Source organism: Aliirhizobium smilacinae (assembly GCF_006335145.1).
Lineage (GTDB): Bacteria > Pseudomonadota > Alphaproteobacteria > Rhizobiales > Rhizobiaceae > Neorhizobium > Neorhizobium smilacinae.
The window spans coordinates 551,509-564,823 of sequence record NZ_VDMN01000002.1; the positions used below are offsets into that span (position 1 = coordinate 551,509).

The 13,315-nt window shown below is 60.2% G+C and carries 14 protein-coding genes; 4 read left to right on the plus strand and 10 right to left on the minus strand.

The genetic code is table 11. The features are described from left to right. Positions 1–4: 4 nt before the first annotated feature. The 9 genes from FHP24_RS13310 to FHP24_RS13350 all read right to left on the minus strand — a co-directional run bounded on the left by FHP24_RS13310 (position 5) and on the right by FHP24_RS13350 (position 9,342). Positions 5–601: a CMD domain protein gene (locus tag FHP24_RS13310; protein WP_139676665.1), complete on the minus strand. Its 597-nt coding sequence runs from the start codon at positions 599–601 to the stop codon at positions 5–7. 25 nt (positions 602–626) lie between these two features. Beyond that, on the minus strand, positions 627–1,664 hold the full coding sequence (locus FHP24_RS13315; RefSeq protein ID WP_139676666.1) for a putative FMN-dependent luciferase-like monooxygenase: 1,038 nt from the start codon (positions 1,662–1,664) through the stop codon (positions 627–629). Then, positions 1,661–3,313 carry a dipeptide ABC transporter ATP-binding protein gene (locus FHP24_RS13320; RefSeq protein WP_139676667.1) on the minus strand — a complete coding sequence of 551 codons (1,653 nt, stop codon included), beginning with the start codon at positions 3,311–3,313 and terminating at the stop codon, positions 1,661–1,663. The genes FHP24_RS13315 and FHP24_RS13320 overlap by 4 nt, the downstream gene beginning before the upstream one ends. Continuing rightward, positions 3,310–4,197: an ABC transporter permease gene (locus FHP24_RS13325; protein WP_139676668.1), complete on the minus strand. Its 888-nt coding sequence runs from the start codon at positions 4,195–4,197 to the stop codon at positions 3,310–3,312. The genes FHP24_RS13320 and FHP24_RS13325 overlap by 4 nt, the downstream gene beginning before the upstream one ends. Continuing rightward, the gene (locus FHP24_RS13330) at positions 4,194–5,138 is read right to left on the minus strand and encodes an ABC transporter permease (protein ID WP_139676669.1); all 945 of its coding nucleotides are present in this window, start codon (positions 5,136–5,138) and stop codon (positions 4,194–4,196) included. Before FHP24_RS13330 ends, FHP24_RS13325 begins: the two co-directional genes overlap by 4 nt. A 99-nt stretch (positions 5,139–5,237) precedes the next feature. Then, the gene (locus FHP24_RS13335) at positions 5,238–6,866 is read right to left on the minus strand and encodes a TIGR04028 family ABC transporter substrate-binding protein (protein ID WP_139676670.1); all 1,629 of its coding nucleotides are present in this window, start codon (positions 6,864–6,866) and stop codon (positions 5,238–5,240) included. A gap of 188 nt (positions 6,867–7,054) precedes the next feature. Next, positions 7,055–7,948 carry a LysR family transcriptional regulator gene (locus FHP24_RS13340; RefSeq protein WP_139676671.1) on the minus strand — a complete coding sequence of 298 codons (894 nt, stop codon included), beginning with the start codon at positions 7,946–7,948 and terminating at the stop codon, positions 7,055–7,057. 211 nt (positions 7,949–8,159) lie between these two features. Further along, positions 8,160–8,798, minus strand: a complete 639-nt coding sequence (locus FHP24_RS13345; RefSeq protein ID WP_139676672.1) for a DUF1109 domain-containing protein — start codon at positions 8,796–8,798, stop codon at positions 8,160–8,162. Further along, complete coding sequence (locus tag FHP24_RS13350) at positions 8,788–9,342, minus strand: sigma-70 family RNA polymerase sigma factor (protein WP_139676673.1); 555 nt, start codon at positions 9,340–9,342, stop codon at positions 8,788–8,790. The genes FHP24_RS13345 and FHP24_RS13350 overlap by 11 nt, the downstream gene beginning before the upstream one ends. Before the next feature lie 191 nt (positions 9,343–9,533). On the opposite strand from FHP24_RS13350, the gene FHP24_RS13355 reads away from it, so the two are divergent. The 4 genes from FHP24_RS13355 (at position 9,534) to FHP24_RS13370 (ending at position 12,232) form a co-directional block, all read left to right on the plus strand. Then, positions 9,534–9,791, plus strand: a complete 258-nt coding sequence (locus tag FHP24_RS13355) for a hypothetical protein (RefSeq protein ID WP_139676674.1) — start codon at positions 9,534–9,536, stop codon at positions 9,789–9,791. Positions 9,792–9,871: 80 nt separating this feature from the next. Further along, the gene (locus tag FHP24_RS13360; RefSeq protein WP_139676675.1) at positions 9,872–10,735 is read left to right on the plus strand and encodes a cytochrome b/b6 domain-containing protein; all 864 of its coding nucleotides are present in this window, start codon (positions 9,872–9,874) and stop codon (positions 10,733–10,735) included. Continuing rightward, entirely contained in the window at positions 10,732–11,508 is a 777-nt protein-coding gene (locus tag FHP24_RS13365; protein WP_139676676.1) for a molybdopterin-binding protein, read from the plus strand. The genes FHP24_RS13360 and FHP24_RS13365 overlap by 4 nt, the downstream gene beginning before the upstream one ends. 106 nt (positions 11,509–11,614) lie before the next feature. Further along, positions 11,615–12,232, plus strand: coding sequence for a hypothetical protein (locus tag FHP24_RS13370; RefSeq protein ID WP_139676677.1), 618 nt, complete (start codon positions 11,615–11,617; stop codon positions 12,230–12,232). A 107-nt stretch (positions 12,233–12,339) separates the two neighbouring features. On the opposite strand, the gene FHP24_RS13375 is transcribed toward FHP24_RS13370, so the two are convergent. Beyond that, complete coding sequence (locus FHP24_RS13375) at positions 12,340–13,119, minus strand: IclR family transcriptional regulator (RefSeq protein WP_139676678.1); 780 nt, start codon at positions 13,117–13,119, stop codon at positions 12,340–12,342. Positions 13,120–13,315: the final 196 nt, after the last annotated feature.

The following is a 13,315-nucleotide window of genomic DNA, read 5'->3' on the forward strand; positions in this document are numbered from 1 at the left end:
TCCGTTAGGCCGCGGCCAGGACCCGAAGGCCGGCAACGACGCGGATCTGGAATGCGAGGAAGGAAACGAGCTGGGACAGGGTGACGACACCTGTCGTGCTCCATCCGGCATCAAGCAGCTTCTGAAGTTCTTCGGGGCTGGCGTCGCGCGGGTGGAAGGTGAGGAGGTGAGCGTGTTCGAGCGCTGCGGCGAGCCGGTCCCCGAGGATGGCTCGGTCTGCAGCACCGATAGCAAGGATCGCGCCATCGGTATTTTCCGCACTCAAAGGCCCGTCGGGATAATGACCATAGGGACCCTTGGTCGCATGGAGATCAGCCAGCGCCTTTACGGAGGAAAGAAGGACCACACCGTTTTCAAGATCAGCCAGCGTCTTGCCGTAAAATTCCGCGATGCCTTGATCACCGTGTAGTGCTGTGACGAAAACAGCGACGGCAAAACGGTCTGCAAGCGATACTTGGCTTGCGTCGACGGGTTCGAAAAGAGCTGTCCAGCTTTTCTGGGCATGTTCTTTGGTGATCGGGCGCCGGTCACGCAGCGCATCGGCGGGCGATCCCGCTGAGATTCCAACGAGATGGTCGATAACGTCGATTGTATCGGTCATGTATGTCTCTTTCGATTATCGGCAATTACTGGGCAGCGACGAGCTGTGGCCCGGAAGACCGTGCCCAGCCGAGGGCGGGAGCGACTTCCGCGGCGATCAGTTCGATTGAGCGCAGAATTTCTGCATGCGGCGGGTCGATGGAATGGACCTGGAAGACGATGTCGGTCGCACGCGCGAGCGCACTGTCCTCTTTCAGCGACGCGATCACATCGTCAGGTGTGCCGACATGGCTATCCAGTGCCTTGATCAGGTCTTCAAGCGTGTCTCCGTTGATCCGGTGGCCGGCAGCCGCGAAACGATCGGCAACGCGGCGAAGGCCGGTTTCGGCAAACGCGAGCGCACGCTTGCGATCGTCGGCGACGAACAGGCTGCGCGAACCCAGAATACGTGGCGCACGGCCCTCCGGCAGGCCGGCAAGATAGGCGTCGATGATCGGATTCTGGATTTCGTCCAGTGTCGCATCGGGATTGTCGGCCGTGCGGGGCTGGGTTCTAGACAGCATCAGGCCATCGCCGCTCAGGCCCGCCAGACGTGCACCATTGGCGGAGAAGGTCGCCAGCCAGACCCGGTCGAGCAGATGCGGCGCATCGGGATAAAGACGGTTTCCGCCGTGCAGCACTTTTCCGGCCCAGGCATCGCGGACCACAGTCAGGTTTTCCGCATAGACTTCGCCACGGCGATCGGACTCGATGCCGAAAGCCTCGAAGGATTCCTTCGTGCCGCCGGTGCCGAAGCCCACGTCCAGCCGTCCTCCAGAAAGAAGGTCGAGCACGGCCGTGTCTTCAGCCACCCGCAACGCATTTTCCATGGGCAGTGTGATGACACCGGTGCCGAGGCGGATAGTCGATGTGCGAGCGGCGACATGGGAGAGGAAGACGGCTGGCGAGGGAAGCCCACCTTCTTCCGCATGGAAGTGGTGCTGGGCGATCCAGGCGCTGTCGAAGCCGTTTTCTTCGGCATGGATGATCTGTTCCGCCGCCAGGCGATAACGTTCGCCGGCGGCAACGTCGTCAAGCAGACGCGTGAAAAAGCCGAGGCGTTTGGGAGCAATCTTGCTGGTCATGACAAAGGTCCTGCTTTTATGAATTGCCGTGATGTTTCGGCATGTGGAAATTTCCGTCCGGGAATGGCCTCGATGAGTTCGCGCGTATAGGCGGTCGAGGTCGAGGAGAAGACTTCGTCGACCGTGCCGTAATCGACCTGCCTGCCATTGTGCAAAACGGAAACCGTGTCGGCGATCTGTCGTACGACCGCGAGATCGTGTGAGACGAACACATAGGTAAGACCGAGATCCCGCTGCAACTCGGCAAGAAGTTCGAGGATCTGCGCCTGTACCGTGACATCGAGCGCGGAAACGGCCTCGTCGAGCACCACAACCTCCGGTTCCAGAACGAGCGCGCGGGCGATTGCCACACGCTGGCGCTGGCCCCCGGAAAGCGCATGCGGCAGACGCGAAAGAACCGTCGCCGGAAGGCCGACGCGTTCGATGATGGCACGCACGCGCGCCTCACGCTCGGTGCGCGGCAGTGAATCGAAGTTGAGCATAGGCTCCTCGACGATCGCCTGCACCGTCTGGCGCGGATCGAGCGAGGCCCAGGGGTTCTGGTAGACGAGCTGTACCTTGCGTCGGAACTGTCTCAACGCTTCTGCGCGAAGACTTGCAACATCGAGATCGCCGATGCGGATTTCGCCGGATGTGGGTTTCTGGAAACCGGCGATCGAGCGGATCGTCGTTGTCTTGCCCGAGCCGCTTTCGCCGACCACCGCATGGGTGGTGCCGCGCGCGACGCTGAAGGAAATTCCATCGACGGCGCGAAAATTCCTGCCGGTCGGCAGGGTGAAATCCTGAACCAGATTGGAGACAGTCAATGCGGTGGGCCGGCCTGGCTTGAGGGGCGGCCGCGGCTTGGCGGCCGCAAGCGATGGAGCGTCGGAGAGCAGCTTGCGGGTGTAGGCGCTTTGCGGCGAGGCGAGCACGTCCGCGGTCTTGCCCTGTTCCTGAATGCGTCCGCCCTGCAGCACGATGATCTTGTCCGACCGATCCGCGGCGACGCCGAGATCGTGCGTGACAAGCAGGACCGACGTTCCGTACTCGCGGCGCAGGTCGTCGATCAGGTCGAGGATACGGCGCTGTACGGTGACGTCGAGCGCAGATGTCGGTTCGTCGGCGATGATCAGCGCCGGACGCAGGGCGATGGCAATGGCGATCAGCACGCGTTGCTTCATGCCGCCGGAAAGTTCGTGCGGATATTGGCGTGCCCGCAGTTCCGGTTCAGAGAGGCCGACATTGGTGAGGAGTTCGATGACCTTGCGATCGGCTTCGCGACGATCGAGCCGTCCGTGAATTTCAAGAATCTCGCGCACCTGTGCGCCGATGGTCAGAACCGGATTGAGCGAACTGCCGGGGTCCTGCGGCACGAGGCTGACGACGGCGCCGCGGATCGAGCGCAGGCGCCGAGCGCTCCAGCGGCTGATCTCCTCGCCGTTGAGGTGGATCGAACCTCTCTCGATGCGGCCGTTCCCCGCGAGCAGGCCGATGACCGCCTGTGCGGTGGAGGTCTTGCCGGATCCGCTTTCGCCGACCAGCGCCACGACTTCGCCGGGCTCTACGGTGAAGGACACGCCATGGACAACCGTCGAGCGTTCATCGCCGTGGCTGTAGGAGATGTCCAGATCGCGAACGTCCAGAACGGGATTTGCGGAAATGCTCATCGGGCGCTCCTTCCGATCGATTGACTGATACGGTTGGCCGACAGGACGACGGCAACGACGATCAGGCCGGGGGCGGCGGTTAACCACCAGGCAGTGGCGAGGTAATTGCGTCCTTCAGCGATCAGCAGGCCCCATTCCGGCGTCGGCGGCGGCGCACCGTAGCCAAGGAAGCCGAGGGTCGAGATCTGCAGGATAGCCCAGCCGAACTGGACGGCCGTATAGGCGACGACCGATGTCAGCGAATTAGGCAGGATATGCCGCCATAAAACCTTGCCGAACGTGCCGCCGCTGCCGAAGGCCGCCTCGACGAATTCTGCATTGCGCACGCGCACAACTTCCGACCGCATGAGGCGGGCGAACCCGGCGATTGCTGTCGCACCGACCGCAATCGCCGCATTGAGCGTGCCGAAGCCGAGAAGAATGATGATGCTAAGTGAAAGCAGCAGCGTCGGGATGGACAGAAGCACATCGACCAGCCGCATCAGAACTTCATCGACGCGACCGCGCACCGACCCGGCGATCAGCCCGATCCCGCTGCCGACGACAAGCCCGACCCCAACGGCGGCGACCGCACCCGACAGCGAATGGACGGCGCCGTAAACGATGCGGGCGAAGAGATCGCGGCCAAGCGAGTCCGTGCCGAGAAGGTGAAGCGCCGACGGTGCCTTGAGCTGCCCGCCGGGCGTGCCCTGCAGCGGATCATAGCTGGTGAAGATCCATGGCACGATCGCCCATAGAAGTACGAGCGTAAGCACCAGCCAGGCAAGCGCAAGACCGTAGGGGAAATTGCGCAGAGTTTTCAGAACGCCGCGGCGTTTGCCGAGACGGGGCGAGGCTTCGGCGGTCGTGCTGGTGAGGTGAGCAAAAGTATCGATGCTGGTCATGCTGCGGCACCGCTCCTGTTCCTGAGGCGTGGGTCGAGAAGCGGATAAGCAAGGTCGACCGCGAGATTGATGGTGACGAAGGCGGCGGCGGAGATGACGACGACGGCCTGAAGCACCGAGAGATCCTGATTGCCGACGGCTTTTTCGGTCAGCCCGCCGATACCGTTGAGACCAAAGACGGTTTCGGTGACGACCGCTCCGGCGATCAGTTCACCGAACAGCACGCCGGCAATGGTCAGCGTCGGGAGAATGGCGTTGCGGGCTACATGCCGCCAGAGCAGCCGCGTCTCGCTGGCGCCCTTGGCACGGGCCACGGCGACGAAGGGACGGGTGCGAATTTCGTCGATGTTGCGGATAAGGATCTGCGCCAGCGGTGCGGCGATCGGGACGGCAAGTGTTGCGACCGGCAGGACAAGGCTTTCCCACGGGCCGGGGTTGATGACTGACACCAGCCGGAACCGGAAGGAGAAGATCTGGATCAGCATGATCGCCAGCCAGAAGACCGGGACCGAGATGAACAGCGATGGCAGCGACTGGATGGCGTTTCTCAGCCACGCGAAAGGCGCCATCGAGGAGAGGAAGGCGATGAAGACGGCAAGCAGGGTTGCTGCGAGAAAGCCGAGGCCCGCGAGCCTCAGCGTCGGCGGCAAATTGGTGGCGAGCTGAGCCGAGACCGGCACGCCAGCCTGCAGCGAATAACCGAAGTCGCCCCTGAGGAAATTGACGAGCGTGTTGCCGTATTGCACGACGATGTTGGAATCCACCGCATAGGCGGCGCGGATATCCGCGACCTGATCTGCGCTCAGGCCGAATTCCGGATTGAGGAACTTGATCAGCACCGCATCGCCGGGCATGGCCTGCAACAGGATAAAGGACAGCGTGAAGGCCGCCCAGAGAACGAGCAGCGCCTGGCCGATCCGTCCGATGACATAGCGTGTCATTTGATATCTCCGAGAAAAGTCGGATGGCAGCCCGTGGGCTGCCATCCCTTTGGCTTGGGAGGCCTGTTGGTTTGGAGTTCTGTTACTTGTCGAGCCCTGTTACTTATCGAGCCATGTGCTGTAGAATGCGGGGCGGCCGACGGCTTCGAAGGCGACGCCCTTGACGTAAGGGGCGCCGGCAAAGGCCTGCGGTTCCTCGAAGATCGGAACGGCATAGGCCTGATCGAGAACGTAGGCCTGCGCATCCGCCACGGCCTTCAGCCGCTTTTCGCGGTCCGGCTGCGAGGCGATCTCGTCGAGAATGGCATTCAGCCTGTCGTCGGAGAAGGTCTTGACCTTGTCGCTGACGCCGCCCTTCTGCAAAAGCAGGTTACGGTTGGTCGGATAATACTGGCTCTTGACCACATCGGGATCGGCGCGGCCGACCATGGCGACGGCAACCGGCGTCTTCAGCGGATCGAGTTCGTCGACCACCTTGCTGCCGGCATCGCCGGCCAGCACGTTCAGCTTGACGCCGAGCTTGGACCATTGCTGCGCGATCAGCTGCAGCACCGCACGGCTCTGCGGCTGCGGCAGCGATTCATACGAGGTCAGGATGAGCTTCTGGCCGTCCTTGGCGCGGATGCCGTCTGCCCCGAGCTTGAAACCGGCTTCGTCGAGCAGCGCTTCGGCCTTTTCCGGGTCGTAGCCGAGCTTGTCTTCCTGCGCCACATAGCCGATCGCGGTCGAGGCGATGATCGAGGTCGCCTTCGGATAGTTCTTCGAGAAGATCGTCGACAGGATCTCGTCGCGATTGACCGCAAGCGACAGCGCCTTGCGCACCTTGATGTCGGACACCAGCGGATTGTCCGGGCGGAAGACGATCGAGTTGTTCACGCCGCGCGTGCCGGGTGCGTAGATGGTAAAGCTCTGGGCTTCCACCTGACCTTCGTCATAGGCCTGGATCTGGCGGATGAAGTCCGCCTGGCCGGCGAGAAGCGCGCCGATGCGCACGCTGTCTTCGGCGGTGACGATATAGTTGATCCCGTCGAGATAGGCGCGGCCCTGATGTTCGAGCTTGGCCGGTCCCCAGTTATAGTCCTCGCGGACCGTCAGATCGAGTGACTTGCCGATCGTCTCGGCCTTCACCACGAAGGGGCCGGACCCGATGATCTTCGTTGCATCGCCAAGCTGTTCGAAGGGCAGGGCCAGCGTCGAAAGCGAGACGATGCCGGAGCCGATCACCGATGTACCCTGCAGGAAGCCGGGCGAGGGTTTCTTGAAGGTGAACTTCACCGTCAGCGGATCGATGACCTCGCTGTGGTCGTAATTGTTGACCACTTCGGACACCGGCTGTTTCAGCGGCTTGTTGCCGAGGCCGAACGTGTCGAAGTTTTTCGCCACTGTTGCCGCATCGACCGGCGTTCCGTCGGAGAAGGTGACGCCGGGGCGCAGCTTGAACGTATATTCGGTGGCATTGTCGTTGACCGTCCAGGACGTTGCCAGCCAGGGCTCGATCTCCAGCGTCTTCGGGTTCTGGTAGGTCAGCTTGTCGGTGACCTGGTTGAGGACGCCGCCATTCGGATAAAAGCCGCCGGCCGGCGGGTAAAGGTTGGTATGGGCCTGCTGCTCGAGATAGACGAGCGTGCCACCCTTGGCGGGGGCATCTGCGGCAAGGCCGGCCGTTGCAAATGTCGTCGTCGCCAAAAGCCCGAGGCTGAAAGCAATAAGTGTCCGATAGCGCGTCATGGGTCCGGTCTCGCCGTTGTTCGATGACCATCAACCTATCCACTTGCGGCAAACTTCTATGGATTTGCTATTCTATTTTAACGCCAAGCCCGGAAGTTTCTTTGCTGCACTGCCAAAATTTCTGGAACTTTCGCTTTATCGGTGATGAAACCCGGAGCGAATGCAAAGGTAAACCGACAGAGCGACATCTAGTCGCGATAACGCAATGCTTCGATCAGCAATCTGAAAGCTGGGGATACCTGTCGACGGCTGGGATAGTAGAGATGGTATCCGGGGAACGGGGGGCACCAGTCTTCAAGCACGTGTTCCAGACGGCCATCATCGAACAATGAGCCGAACTGATCGTCTGGCAGGCAGACGAGTCCCAGGCCGTTCACGGCCGCCTCGACCAGCATGGGCACATCGTTACAGGTAAACTGCCCCTGAACGCGTACGTTGAGCGGTCTGTCATCCTTTTCAAATTCCCAGATGTAGAGCCCGCCAAGCGTGGGAAGTCGAAGATTTATGCAGACATGCTGCATCAGATCATGCGGTGACAGGGGCTTGCCTCGTTTTTCGAAATAGCCGGGCGCCCCCGCGACGGCCATCCGCAATTCAGGGCCTATTCGCACGGCGACCATGTCCTTCTCCACCCGTTCGCCGAGCCGGACACCCGCATCGTAACGTTCGGAGACGATGTCGGTGAATTTCTGGTCCACCGAGATTTCGATATTGATGTCCGGATATTCGGCCATCAACCGGCTGGCGGCGGGCATGACGATGCCGACCGCGGCCTGCCGGCTCGATGTCAGGCGAATTGTTCCAGCCGGTTTGGCTCCGAGTGCGCTTATCACATCGACGCGTGTTTCGATGTCGTCAAATGCCGGTCGCAATGTTTCGAGCAGTTGCTCTCCTGCATCCGTCGGGGCGACATTGCGCGTCGTCCGGGTGAGCAGACGCACCCCCATTCTTTCCTCAATGCGCCGGATGGTGTGACTGAGAGATGATTGGGACGTACCCATCCTTGCGGCAGCGCGGGTGAAACTCCGTTCTTCGGCAACGGCCATGAAGGCCAGAAGATCTCCAATTTCATCACGCCGCATTTATCAATCTCCAGCATAGGTCCATGCGAGATTTAGCGTATAACGGACCGGATGCGCCAATGAAAAACCTGTGTTTTCATGGCTGCATATCTGGCGTTCCATCCATCCGATGGCCATCGGCGAAATCGGGAAGGAGAAGGCTTTCGATGAAGACTTCGGATTTTGCCTTCTCGTCAGGTCGCGATTGGCGGCCAGGCGAGCTCCATGATCCTCACCAGTGAAGCAGCCGGCGCGACAACAGCATGCCGATCAGCCCGGTTAGAATGATGCCGGATGTGTACCAGATAGCAACGAATGGCAGGCCGTTCTCGATGCAGCCCCATGAATATGTCCAGGCGCCGATGGCGCCTGCGGTCAAACCCGCGACGAAGCCGGTCAGGCGGATATGTGTCGGCGCACCGCGGCGCAGGAACAGGATGATCGCCCCATAAACCGGGATGGCCGCGACGAGGATGATGAATGGGCAGAGCCAATATGAGATGCCGAATATCAGGTTCGGATAGTCGCTCGACGGCGAGAGGCGCAATTGCCAGAGGCCGAGCGACGCAAGGGCCAGATAAATCAACAGGGACGCAAAACCAGCGTTTCGTGGTACGCCGCCGGGTCGGGCGACGACCATGAGCGCGCAGAGCCCAATCAATGCCAGGGCGAGCGGATAAATCGACTTCACCCAGAATGCCGGTGTGGGAAGAGCCTGCGCCAGGTCAGGCCTCAGCCCATGTCCGAGTAAAATCAGGGCGGCCGAAAGGATAAGACCGGGCAGCAGGGTGCATGCCAGCAATCGTCCCAACGCTCCGGGGCGGACTGGTTTCAGATCGGTTGCGAGCCGGTCGATCAAATCATCGGTCACTACTCTCGCCTTTCAGTTTGGCTGCTATCGCCTGTATGCCTCTGAACACACTGATCTTGACGACAGCCTCGCTGCGCCCGCTTTTCGCTGCCGTGTCCGATACCGAATGGCCCTCCAGTCTGACCCGCCGGATCATCTCGCCCTGCCATGCAGGCAGGCTCTCCAGCAGCCGGTTGACGTCCATTCTGGCGGAGACGGCATCTTCACTATATCCGCCGGCAATCTCCTCCAGCATCTCCATGCCAAGATGTGCCTTGTCATCCGACCGACGATAGTGATCCACCAGCTTGTGCCTGGCGATCGTGAAGAACCAGGCGGTGAACGGCCGTCCGCGGTCATAGGTGATCCTGCGCTGGTGCAGCGCCAGCAACGTGTCCTGCACCAGGTCATCCACATCGGCAGGCGCCGAACGGCTCAGGCGTCGACCATAATAGCTCACGAGAAGGTGCCTCAGCATGTCGAGCAGGCAGCGATAAGCCACCTCGTCGCCATCAAGGGACAAGAGCATCAGTGCTTTCAGCTCGGTCTCAGTCAGTTGCTTCATGTCTTCAAGGGCTCATACGCCAGCGCGGTGAAACCGTTACACGTCGGTTGCAATAAAAGCGAGGAAACTGCGGCAATCACATGGGCGTGATAGTGGATGGATGGCCGTAACCAATCTCAGCCGGTGGCGAATGAGCCCTGCGTGACCCTCGTCGAAAAAGGCAGTGGGCACGTACAACTGGGAGAACAATCATGACCATTCGTCTATTCGCCACCGGTGTTGGCGCAATCCTTGTCGGCCTCTGCATCTCCGGTAGCGCCAGTGCGCAGACCAGCACGGACAGCATGAGCAAGCCGAATAGCATGAAATCGGAAATGATGAAGACCGACAGCATGAAAATGGGCAGCACCAAGATGGGCAGCAAAGCCGACTGCATGCACAAAGCGGGCATGGAGAAGGACAGCATGAAGAAGTCCAACATGATGAAGCACTGCGATGCGATGAAATGAACGGGTGGCGCCCTTGCAGTTGAAACTCGGGCGAGGGCGCCGCCGTACAGGATTAAAAGCATCTGCGCGGAGTTGAACTCATGGCAACTATCGAAACACGAAACGTCAGGCCTGGCGGAAAGCGGGTGTTCATTCGCCGGCACAGCCTGACGGTGCGCCTGTCGCACTGGCTCAACGTCCTTTGCATGACGGTATTGCTGTTCAGCGGCCTGCAGATCTTCAACGCGCATCCGGCGCTGTACTGGGGCCAATATGGCGCCGACAACGATCCCTCCGTTCTGTCGATGGAAGCAGCAGAGGACGGCGATGCCATCAAGGGTGTTACCCGGATCGGCAGCTTTTCCTTTAATACGACCGGTATGCTTGGCGTTTCGACCGTCGATGGACAGGCGACAGCACGGGGTTTTCCGGCCTGGATCACCTTGCCCAGCTACCAGGATCTCGCAACCGGCCGGCGATGGCACTTCTTCTTTGCCTGGTTGTTCGTCATCAATGGCCTGATCTACATGGCCTATGGCTTTGTCGCCCGCCATTTCCGCCGGGACCTTCTGCCTGCGCGGGACGAGCTCACGCCGGGCCACCTTCGAGACGAGATCGTCGATCATGCCCGCTTGCGGTTTCCCAAGGGTGAGAAGGCCCGCCATTACAATGCGCTGCAGAAACTCACTTATCTTCTCGTCATATTCCTGGCTTTACCGGTGATGATCGCGACGGGCCTCACCATGTCGCCTGGCTTCAATGCCTTCGCGCCTTGGATGCTCGATGTCTTCGGCGGCCGGCAATCGGCCCGGACGCTGCATTTCATCACTGCCTTCGCGCTCGTCGCCTTCGTTGTCGTACATGTCGCGATGGTCCTCGTCTCGGGCGTGTTCAACAACATGCGCTCGATGATCACCGGCCGCTATTCCATAGACATTGAAGATCGGACGGAGGTCCAGCCATGAGCCGTATCATCACCCGCCGCCGGTTTCTGATCGGTTCGACGCTCACCGCCTCCGCGCTCGGCCTCAGTGGTTGCGACGCCCTTGTCGAAAGCCCGAAAGTCCAGTCGATCCTGAAGATCGCGGAAGGCCTGACCATGAAGACGCAACGCGCGCTGATCGGCGACGACACGCTGGCGCGCGAGTTCGGCATGGCCGATATCTCGCCGACTTTTCGCGCCAATGGCACGAGCATGCCTGACGGCGCGCAATATCAGGACCTGCTCAGCCGGCAGTTCTCGACATGGCAGCTTGAAGTCGGTGGGCTTGTGGAGCGGCCGACGAAGCTATCGCTTGCGGCTCTCAAGGCAATGCCGTCGCGCACCCAGATCACGCGGCACGACTGCGTTGAGGGCTGGAGTGCGATCGGTCAATGGACCGGCGTGCCGCTGGGATCGCTGTTGCAGCAGGTCGGTCTCAAGCCGGAGGCGCGTTATATCGTCTTCCATTGTGCCGACGAATTCGAAAAAACGCTCGACGGAAGCGGCTGGTATTACGAAAGCATCGATCTCGTCGATGCCTTCCATCCGCAAACCATTCTCGCCCATGCGATGAACGGCCGTGATCTGGAAGTCGCGCATGGCGCGCCACTTCGCCTGAGGGTCGCGCGGCAGCTTGGCTACAAACAGGCCAAATACCTCATGCGCATCGAAGCCGTCGCTGATCTGGCCAGTCTTTACGGCGGCAATGGCGGCTTCTGGGAAGACCGCGGTTACGAGTGGTACGCCGGAATCTGAGAGTTCGCGGGGCAGGCCGCGAAGGTTTTGCTCTGTGGAAACCGGCGGATTTTCATCCCGCATCCGTCGGCACTGATACGTCAGGGACTTTAAAAAGGAAGAGCATATGTCCTCCATATCCAAAAACGGGTTCTCTTTGGTCGCAGGCATGCTGATCGCGGCGGCGATCGGTTTTTCCGCCCAAGCAGCTGACCAGATCCGCGTCCGCGGCACGGTCGATAGCCTCGATGGTTCGATTCTGTCCGTGAAGACCCGCGAAGGCACGGACGCCAAGATCATGCTCAAGGACGGTTGGAAGATTTCCAGCGTGGCGAAGGCATCCGTCAACGACATCAAGGAAGGCGATTTCGTCGGTATCGCATCCCTGCCGACGACCGATGGCGGTAACGGTGCCCTTGAAGTGCTGATTTTCCCCGCAGCCATGAAAGGCACGGGTGAAGGCAGCTATGCGTGGGATCTGAAGCCCAACAGTTCGATGACAAATGCCACGGTCGCCAACGCCGTCAAGTCGGTCGATGGCCATACGCTCACCGTGACCTACAAGGGTGGAGAAAAGAAGATCGCGATTCCCGACGGCACGCCGGTCGTGACGTTTGCCACGGCTGCCGTTGCAGATCTCAAAAGCGGCGCGACCGTGTTCATTCCTTCCGAAAAGGCTGCGGATGGCACGATCTCCAGCTCCCGCGTCGTGGTCGGCACCAATGGCGTCGTGCCGCCTATGTGAGCGGCATATCACGCTTGACATACACCCCGGTGACAATCGAGATCCGGGGTGAACCTTCACTGCGCGGCGGCAGTCGTGCTGATCCCGCGTTTGTGCTGGAAACTGTTTTAGCCCGAATAACCCAAAAGCCGCGAAATTCGTTCGGCTGTCGTTTTGGTCCTTTCGATATGTTCGTTCGACGGGACTTCGCCGACAAACTGGATCATATCGACAATACCCACCGCGCCACAGACCATGCCGGACGCGTTGAATATGGGGCTGGCGAGCGTGTTCAAACCGAGCGCCGCCTGATTGGGCGCAACTGCCCAGCCCTGCCGCCTGATGACTTCAAACTCTTCCGCCAGAATGGTCGGCGAGACGATCGTTTCAGGCGTGAAAAGCTCCAGCCGATTTCTCAGCACGCGCGCTTGGAAAGCCTGTGAGGAAAAGGCTGTTGCGACCTTGCCCTGAGCAGAGCCGTGAAACGACAGGATCGAACCTACCCGAACGCCGATCTCGATCGACGCTCTCCCGGGGACAGTCGCGATGACCAGCATGCCTTCGGGTGTCAATTGGGATGCAACGGCGGAGTGCCCCAATGCATCCCGAAGATCGAGAAGCGGATCGTTGGCGGCGCGAATTAGTCCCATATTGTCGAAGACCGACTGACCGAGAGACAATAGCCGCGAGCCCACCTCATACCGCTCGGAATCGTCTTGCTGAAACACATACCCCTGTTGAACGAGTGTCTGCAAATGGCGGTGGATGCGGCTTTTGCTCGTCCCCAACGCATTGGCGAGATTCGTCACCCCTACACCTTTGGGCGTGCGAACGACTTGCTCGATGATGCTCATGGTAAGGATGACGGACTGGAGGCCATCTGAATTTTTCTCTTCAGTATCAGTCATTTACCGTTATCCTGCCTCTAAAATTCATGCATACGTCCATAAAATAACAAAAGAGCCACGAAACGACTTCGCGCTTCGGAGCCGTAGGACATCAGGTGAAAATGTACCTGATACGAGCCGGTGCGTCAGTATCAGCCATAAAATCCGGCCGAGAGACCTGGTTGCGGATAGTGCCTCGCCTGGCAACGAGACGATA